Origin of the sequence: Kluyvera cryocrescens NBRC 102467, assembly GCF_001571285.1 — a bacterium.
Lineage (GTDB): Bacteria > Pseudomonadota > Gammaproteobacteria > Enterobacterales > Enterobacteriaceae > Kluyvera > Kluyvera cryocrescens.
Map to the genome: position 1 here is coordinate 1 of NZ_BCTM01000066.1, position 7,931 is coordinate 7,931.

The following is a 7,931-nucleotide window of genomic DNA, read 5'->3' on the forward strand; positions in this document are numbered from 1 at the left end:
TTTTATCTTTAAAATCATATAATTAAGCCACTTTATAGAGTGGCTTTTTTATTGTCTCGATTTTGAGTGGCGATAAAATGGCGACGGATTTTCCCCCTTAAACCTTCGTGCATAAAAAAACCCGCACATAGCGGGTTCTCTCTAAAGCCAAGGCAAGGGGCTTTGTCCACTCGATGATGGATGTGGTGGGGCTGGAATAACGATACCTGGTGTTACGATATAGCGCTCTACTGACTCCATGGTCACGAAAGTGCAGCTGCAATTTATATTGGTGCATTGGTGGTAACGTTCTTTCGTGTTTTCGCTCAAATAGCGACTGGTGCGCGCATGAGCTGCATGCTGACACTTCGGGCAATGAAACATACACACCTCGAAATTCACAAAAAGTGAATTAACTATACACAACCATTCATGTTTTGTGAATCGCTCATTACCTTATCTTGAGAAAGGAATTTCTATGACACCTTCCAAATTACGCTCGTTACTACTTTGCTCTTCCCTGCTAGTGTCTTTTGCCACAATGGCGACAGAGGGAGATCTCCAACTTTTAAAAAAAAGCATAAAGATCTGGCAACCAATGGAAGTATCTGAACAAAAAAATAAAATTACAGTAGCTATCCCATCGAGTGAAATGACTACAGAGGCATATGAGGCGCTCATATCATCCGGATTGTGCACTCCAATTTGGACGAACGATGTACCTAACAATTATCTCAACGGCATTGCTGAAATCCACGTAACAAACAAATACAAAACAACTGGTTTCACTTTTGAGTCGCCGCGTGAAACATGCGACGAAATGGGAAAACTAATGGATGCCCCGGCTAAAACCCTTTTACTGTCTCGAACTCATCTGTTTAAAGGGTGAGTCACGTTAGCTATAAATAACCCGATAAAACGGGTTATTTTCTCCGGTCGCGTTTTTAATCAAGCTCTTCAGCATCGTACTCTACATCAGAGAGCATCACCTCGAGCTCTACAGCCGTCGTGAAGCCGTTACCGCCGAGATTATGGGTCACCTTGCTGATTATCCATGACTGGTCATCTATGACGCTCTTAAAGCCTGAGACCCTGACCGGCATTTCGGGGTAAATATCTTCGCGACCGGTCGCCAGCATAATCGAGAACTCCGCAACGCCACGCTGCAATTTATCCCACTTAGCCTGAGCCGCGCGCATTGCTTGCGCCTTTGTTGCGTAAATGGTCGTCAGGACGAATACGTTATCAGCCTCACCGGCCATATACTCGCCCTCGCGAGCTTCCTGCTCTTTCTTCTTTTTCGCCGTGGTGTTACTGCTCACCTTCTTTGCTTTGGGATGCTGTAAAGCGCGCAAGTGCTGTTCTTTGGGTTTACGCTTCAGCTTGACCGCTTGCTTTTGCTTTGCCGGTTTCGGGTCTTTGGTGTGTAACCATTTCGCCGTTACGCCGGTGTAAGCGCCACGGTCAGCAATGGCAAACTGATGCCGGTCGCCGTCACTGCGCTGGATGGTGATTTGAGGGATAGCTTTTCCGCTAGCCGTGGTGCCGCTTCCCGCCCTGAGCATCAGCAGCTTACCGGCTTTCACTGACACCGCGCCGCCGTTGCGGTCAGCGAGGCGACTCAGAAAAACAGCGTCCGACTCTTGTGACTGGTCAATATGCGGAATCTGGATCCCCGCGAGAGAATCCGCAATGCTGGCCGTGAGTTTATTGCGCTCTGCTATCGCATTAACTATCGCGCCGAGCGTGGTGTCGTGCCATGACTCTTCGCGGCGTGAATTGAGCGTACCGCGAAAATCGGCACTCCGGGCACGAATGGTCACTGTATCCGGTGCGCCCCGATGCTCCACCTCATCGACGGTAAATCGCCCCTTGTTCACCAGCGAGAAACCTTTCCACCCGAGATAAAGCGACAGCACCGCGCCGCGAACCGGTAGCGCGACAAGCCCGTCAGTATCGTCGAGCTCAATATCGAGCTGGTCGGCCTCAAAACCCCGGTTATCCGTCATCGAGAGATTAATCAATCGGGCGCTGATATTGCCGGTGATATCTTTACTTTCCAGTGTCAGCATAAAGTCGGGCGTCAGTGTGGCACCCGCGCCGGTGATAATATCCAGCATCATTACGCCCCCACCAGAGACAGCAGATCACCAGCTTTCCCGACCAGACTCTCGGCCTGTTTTCCGATATCGCCATAGACCGCCGCGAGCGATTCATCGACGCGAGTCAGAGAAAGCGTGAAGCTGATTTTTCGGGGCGACCCATCCTCAAAAAATACCGTTCCGGTCTCCGAGACATTGCTGACAACAAACATCCCGTAAATCCAGCCGGAGCCAGAAATAAGCGGCCATGCGCGCCCCTGCTCGGCCATCGCATACAGCGCCAGCATCGAGAACTTGCCGCCGGTCAGCTCGGGATATAAATCACCGCTCAGGGTAATTTTGTCTTCCCCCTCGCCGAGATACTGGAAAGCGTCACGCTTCCCGATGCGGGAGTTAGACGTCCAGCTATAATCCGCGCTGCGCTGCATGCTCTGATAGGGCAGCGTCTGACGCATAAAAACAAACATACCTAATGCGAGCATCATAATCGGTCTCCTTAGTCGTGCATCATGCTGGCGCGTGATTTGGCGCGTTTCTCACGTTCCAGACGCTCGACCGCATCACGTAACTGGTTGTCGAGCTGGCCGTTTGGTGCAATTCCACCCTGAAGCGTGAAATGGTATTCGCTCCGGCTCTGGTCGACGTAAGAACGTCCCGCCGGAGCCGTTACCGGCTGATAGCTGTTGTATGAGCTGATAGCGGGGCTGTAGCCGTTCTGCGTCGCCGCATTAGCTTTCGCCGCCGTCTGGTCAAGGGAGCTGGATTCTTTATTGATAATGCCGAGCTTTTCGAGCACCCAATCAATCCCGCTTCGCAGCTTGTTAAAGGCGGTGAGCGGCATTAACAACGCATCAGCCAGCGCCTGACCGAACATGACACCGACGTCGCGGCAACTGTTCAGCGTGTCCTGCGTGGCTTTGACCGGTGCGATCAGGTCTTTAAACCACTGCCAGACACCACGAAGCTTTTCGCCGAGGCCGTCAAAAATGGGCGCCAGTGGCGCGAACATTTCCCCAACCGGCGCAAAGGCACTCATCAGCCCTTCGATAACACCGCCGAAAAAGGCGCTGATAGGCTCCCAGTATTTGCGGATAAGCAGCGCACCAGCGACAACCGCCGCCGCTACGGCCACAACCGGCCACGTGATAGCACCGAGCGCAGTCACAATAGCGCTACCGGACACGGTAAAGACGGTACCCAACAGACTGGCGGCGGCGATGATGGCGTTAATCCCGGTTATAACCGGCCATGCTACAAGCCCAATTGCGCCAATCATCCCGACAAAACCGATACCCACAGCCGTAATAACGCCTAGTGTCGTTGCGAGAGATTTGTTTTTCTGGATCCAGCCATCGAGCTTTAAAACATATCCTGTCGCTGTTTGTACCAGCTTTCGCAATGATGACTCTTGCTGGTCAAACAGGTCGGTTCCAACAGCCTCATAGGCTGACTGAAATTCTTTAAAGTCGCCGCCGAGGTTATCCTGCATGACCTTCACCAACTCAGCGGTTTTGCCATCCGATGCTTTAAGGGAAGCGGTAAGCTGGTCTAATTTCCCGCTCGAGGCGGCGGTCATGAGCACCGCAGCAGATGAGCTGGCCTCTTCACCGAAAATGGTTTTCATGTATTCGGCGCGCTGGCCGGTGCCGAGGTTGTTTTTATCAAAACTCCGCTGCATTTCTTTCAGGATGGTAAATATCGGGCGTGTATTCCCCTTACCATCAGCCGTTTTGACGCCGAGCTCTTTAATAGCGTCATACGCTTTGCCCGTTGGAGCCTGTAGTCGACTTAATACGGCACGGCTCCCCGTACCCGCCATTGAGCCCGTAATTTTGGCGTCATGCAGTGCGCCAACCATTGCGGCTGTTTCTTCGATGCTGACCCCGGCATTTTTCGCTACCGGCGCGGCATAGGTCAGCGCATCACTCAGGCCGTCAAAGTCAGCGGCGGTTTTGTTCATCGTCATCGACAGAACATCGCCAATATGGGCGACCTTATCGTTTGAAAGCTGGAATGCAGAGCGCATCCCCATCAATAGCCCGGCGTTCTCTTCCATCGTCCGACGGTTTGCTAGCGCCATATCGAGTGTTACGGGGGTGGCCGCCTGAATAGCAGCAGCATCACCGCCAGCCTTTGCAATAATTATCTGAGCACCGGCAGCATCATCAGCCGACGCGGCCGTGTTGTCGCCTAGCTGGCGCGCCTGTTTGCGGAGCGCCACCATATCATCTGAGTCTTTGCCGCTGCCGAGAACAGCCTGTAACTCAGAGTTTTTCTGAGCGAAATCATAACCGGGCTTCATCAGTGCAACACCGGCAAGCGCTCCAGTCGTTGCCATACCAACCCCGGCGGCGCCCGTCGATGCCGCACTTCCAGCCAGCGCCTTTCCTGACTGATAACGCTTTTGCACCGCGCTTAACTTCGCCTGTTGCGCGTTGACCCGTGCCAGAGCCTCACGCTGGCGGTTGAGCTGTGCGGTTGTTTCGCTGATATTGTTTTTCAGTCGGCTTTCATCATTCGACAGGTTGCGCGTATTAATACCCGCTTTCCCGAGCTCGGTTTGCTGGCGCTTTACCGACTGCGTGAGGCTGTTGTATTTGGTCTGCAACCCATCAGCCGCGCGTTTTGCCGACTCCAGCACTCTGCCCTGTGCCGCTGTTGGCCGTTCCGTATTTTTAAACTGTACCGCCAGCGCCTCAGCTTCCTGCTTAGCCTTTTCCAGCGCCTGACTGGTTACCGCCAGTTGTGCGCTGGCCTTACGAAAATCATCGATTTTCGATGCCTGACCATTCAAATCACGCAGGGATTGCTGAGTCGTGCGGATATCACCAGACAGCGATTTACTCGCCGTCTGGATCGCTTTAAAAGGTCGGGTCGCCTGGTCGACAGCTTTCAGGAGCACTTCGAGTTTAAGGTTATTACTCATTCGTGTTTCCGCTTCGCTGTAGCGCTTTTTCGCGCCAGTTGACGAGCTCGGTCAGGCTCATGGGATAAAGGTCTGATGGCGACCAGTGGAAAATTACCGCTATGTCAGCCATCAGGTCATCGACCGAGAGTTTTTTCGGGAAGGTTACGCCGCCGAATTCGGTGACAAAAAACCGACCACCTTACCGGCAAACGACAACAGGTCGGGCAGCTCCAGCGCGGCGGCTTCCTGTTCGGTCAGTGAGGGCATGGTCATGCGTGGCAGCACTTTAATCAGCGCATCGACGTCGGAGTTTGCGACAGATGCCAGGCTGACACCGCGAAGGGTTCCGGCGGTCGGTTTTAACAGGGTGACGTCGGTAATCACCTGCTCGCCGCGCGTAATAGGTTTAATCAGGGTGACGATGTTTTCGCTAATTTTTTCCATGATATTTCTCTTTAAATTCAGATGTCAGGATACCCGGCCAGCCATGCTGACCGGGGCAGAAAATTACAGACCAATATTGAGCCGGTGCGCCTCGAGCATGTCGACGCCGTTCACTTTTTCAATGAGGTTTACGGTGTCGATTTCCACCAGTTCCGAGCCGTTCATCGTCAGCTTGAAATAAGTACACGCGAGGGAGATTTTCGACTCGGTGTCTTCGCCCTGTTTGGCTTCGCCGAAATCGAACTCTTTCTGACGGCCACGGAGCACGACCTCTACCGATACGGTCTCGCCGGTGTCATCACGCTGGTAAGACCCGGCAAAACGCAGCGGGACAGAAGCCGCGCCGGTGGCTGCGTACAGCGAAAAAATCGCATCATCCGGGAAGCCGCCGAGGGAAAACTCAGTCGACAGCGCGTCGTCATCGAGGCCGAAATCAATTGTTGCCGAGCCATTCATCCCGCCGCCGCGATAATTCTCGAGCTTGCGGGTTAATTTCGGCAGCGTGACGGACTGCACGACGCCGAGATAACTCACCCCGTCGATAAACAGGTTCATGAGTTTGAGCTTGCGCGGTAATGCCATGGGTCAGGCTCCTTATTTGCTGTTGACTGACGAGACCAGATTCGCCAGATATTTATCCGTAATACGCTGGCGTAAGGTCAGGTTTTCGAGCGGTGGAATGGGGGTGTAGTCGTAATCGATAAACAACTTTCCGGCCTTGAGGGTTTCTTTCGTGTTGGCCTCTTCATCAAACCAGCACGACGCATCGATGATGTAGCCGCCGCTTTTCAGCTCGCGGAATTTCGCATTGATGCCGTCGATAATGTCGCGAATAAGCGTCGCCGTGACGGGCTTATCGACCGCCCACATATGCCCCTCGGCCATTGTGTCGGCGATGATTTGCGCGGTGCGAGTGTAGTTCTCAAACTGAAACAGCGGGTCATCGGAGCAATTGCGGTTGCCCCAGAATCGGAAACCATCGGCACGGATTAGCGTGGTGATACCAGCCTCATTCAGCAGGTCGGCATCGGTGCCGGATTCCTGCAAATCCCAGAAGACAGAAGCGCTGATACCGGTGACACCGTTGACGCCGACGTTTGACAGGGTTTTATGCCACCCGGTGTCATTGTCGATTTTGGCGCGCAGCCCCAGCGCGATGGCGGTCGCGTAGCTGGTTGTCGTCGCGCTGGCCGTGGTATCCCACCCGAGGAAATCAGGCCAGATAATAGTGAGTTCTCGGGCGCTGAAGTTTTCACGGTAGGCGATAACCTCAGAAATGGTTTTGCAGCCCCACGCGCTGACGTAGGCATATGCGCGGAGTTTCTGAGCCACCGACGCAAGCGCGGTCGCGACTTCCTGAGTATCGAGACCCGGCACACCGAGAATGCGGGGCTTCACGCCGGTGACTGTTTTCGCCGTTAACAGCGCTTTCAGCCCGGTGTATTTGCCGTTTTCATCCGTGGTGCCGATGATGTTAGAAATGGTTTGCGCCTGTGCCTCTTCATCGTCGCCGGTACCCTCCGCGACGCGCACGACCACGACGACCGGTTTTGACTGGTCGGCAATGGCCTGTAAGCATTTTGCCAGGGTACCTTTGGTACCGGCTTTCGCAATGGCGCTTTGTGGGCTGGTAATCAGTACCGGCTCATTGAGCGGGAACATATCGGCGTCAGCATCGCTGGCCGTGCAGACCATGCCGACAACCGCCGTTGATACGGTCGAGATTGTGCGTGTGCCGTCGTTAATTTCGACGACTTTGACACCGTGATGATAATCACTCATCCGTTTAACTCCGTTAGTTGGGGTGAGTGATATTGTCTGGTGTACGCCTGTATGCGGCTATTTGTCAGGGTTCGGCGGTGTCTGACACAACGGGATGTGTCGCCGGGAATTTTTTATATAGCGTCGATATGCCCACATCAAAAATCATCGCGACACGCTGGCGGGGCTCTCCGGCCGCAATCAGTCGCCCGGCCTGAGCCCATTCGTCAGTCGTCAGCTTCGGCCTACGCCCTCCGACTCTTCCCTGTGCGCGAGCAGCATCGAGCCCGGCGCGGGTTCGCTCGACAATTAACTCGCGCTCCATTTCCGCAAGCGCGCCCATGATGTGAAAGAAAAAACGCCCCATCGGCGTTGAGGTATCAATACTGTCGGTCAGGCTTCGGAAATTTACGCCGCGCTGTCGCAGTTCCTCGGTCATCGAGACAAGATGCCGCATGCTACGACCGAGCCGGTCGAGCTTCCAGACAACCAGCGTATCACCGGCCTGAAGTTTTTTTAAAGCGCGATTGAGTCCCGGTCTGTTGGTCGATTTACCGCTGATTTTATCCTCGAAAATTAGCTCACATCCCGACCGTTCCAGCGCGTCACGCTGTAGTGCGGTGTTTTGCTCATTTGTTGATACGCGCACATAGCCAACCTGCATCTGTTTTCCCTCATGCAAAAGCCGGAATGATGCCATCTAGGGCGAAAACCTGCATTTTCTTAAACGTTGGTTT

10 protein-coding genes are annotated in these 7,931 nt (G+C 53.8%); 1 reads left to right on the forward strand and 9 read right to left on the reverse strand.

Translation table 11 applies throughout. The features are described 5' to 3' along the window. Positions 1-141: 141 nt before the first annotated feature. Positions 142-363: a DNA-binding transcriptional regulator gene (locus KCR01S_RS24730; RefSeq protein WP_072277225.1), complete on the reverse strand. Its 222-nt coding sequence runs from the start codon at positions 361-363 to the stop codon at positions 142-144. Positions 364-457: 94 nt separating this feature from the next. On the opposite strand from KCR01S_RS24730, the gene KCR01S_RS23290 reads away from it, so the two are divergent. Beyond that, a complete protein-coding gene (locus KCR01S_RS23290; RefSeq protein WP_061285228.1) occupies positions 458-868 on the forward strand; it encodes a hypothetical protein in 411 nt (136 codons plus the stop codon). A 55-nt stretch (positions 869-923) separates the two neighbouring features. Here the strand turns inward: KCR01S_RS23290 and KCR01S_RS23295 are convergent, their stop codons facing one another. The 8 genes from KCR01S_RS23295 to KCR01S_RS23325 all read right to left on the reverse strand — a co-directional run bounded on the left by KCR01S_RS23295 (position 924) and on the right by KCR01S_RS23325 (position 7,858). Further along, positions 924-2,099, reverse strand: coding sequence for a phage late control D family protein (locus KCR01S_RS23295; RefSeq protein WP_156478809.1), 1,176 nt, complete (start codon positions 2,097-2,099; stop codon positions 924-926). A gap of 2 nt (positions 2,100-2,101) precedes the next feature. Continuing rightward, on the reverse strand, positions 2,102-2,566 hold the full coding sequence (locus KCR01S_RS23300) for a phage tail protein (RefSeq protein WP_061285230.1): 465 nt from the start codon (positions 2,564-2,566) through the stop codon (positions 2,102-2,104). Positions 2,567-2,577: 11 nt separating this feature from the next. Next, on the reverse strand, positions 2,578-5,007 hold the full coding sequence (locus KCR01S_RS23305; protein ID WP_061285231.1) for a phage tail tape measure protein: 2,430 nt from the start codon (positions 5,005-5,007) through the stop codon (positions 2,578-2,580). Next, positions 5,000-5,119: a GpE family phage tail protein gene (locus KCR01S_RS24735; protein ID WP_000763326.1), complete on the reverse strand. Its 120-nt coding sequence runs from the start codon at positions 5,117-5,119 to the stop codon at positions 5,000-5,002. The genes KCR01S_RS23305 and KCR01S_RS24735 overlap by 8 nt, the downstream gene beginning before the upstream one ends. 32 nt (positions 5,120-5,151) lie before the next feature. Then, positions 5,152-5,433 carry a phage tail assembly protein gene (locus KCR01S_RS23310; protein WP_061285232.1) on the reverse strand — a complete coding sequence of 94 codons (282 nt, stop codon included), beginning with the start codon at positions 5,431-5,433 and terminating at the stop codon, positions 5,152-5,154. Positions 5,434-5,496: 63 nt separating this feature from the next. Beyond that, the gene (locus KCR01S_RS23315) at positions 5,497-6,015 is read right to left on the reverse strand and encodes a phage major tail tube protein (RefSeq protein ID WP_061285233.1); all 519 of its coding nucleotides are present in this window, start codon (positions 6,013-6,015) and stop codon (positions 5,497-5,499) included. 12 nt (positions 6,016-6,027) lie between these two features. Next, a complete protein-coding gene (locus KCR01S_RS23320; RefSeq protein WP_061285234.1) occupies positions 6,028-7,215 on the reverse strand; it encodes a phage tail sheath protein in 1,188 nt (395 codons plus the stop codon). A gap of 64 nt (positions 7,216-7,279) precedes the next feature. Then, positions 7,280-7,858 carry a recombinase family protein gene (locus tag KCR01S_RS23325; RefSeq protein WP_061285235.1) on the reverse strand — a complete coding sequence of 193 codons (579 nt, stop codon included), beginning with the start codon at positions 7,856-7,858 and terminating at the stop codon, positions 7,280-7,282. Between the last annotated feature and the right edge of the window lie 73 nt (positions 7,859-7,931).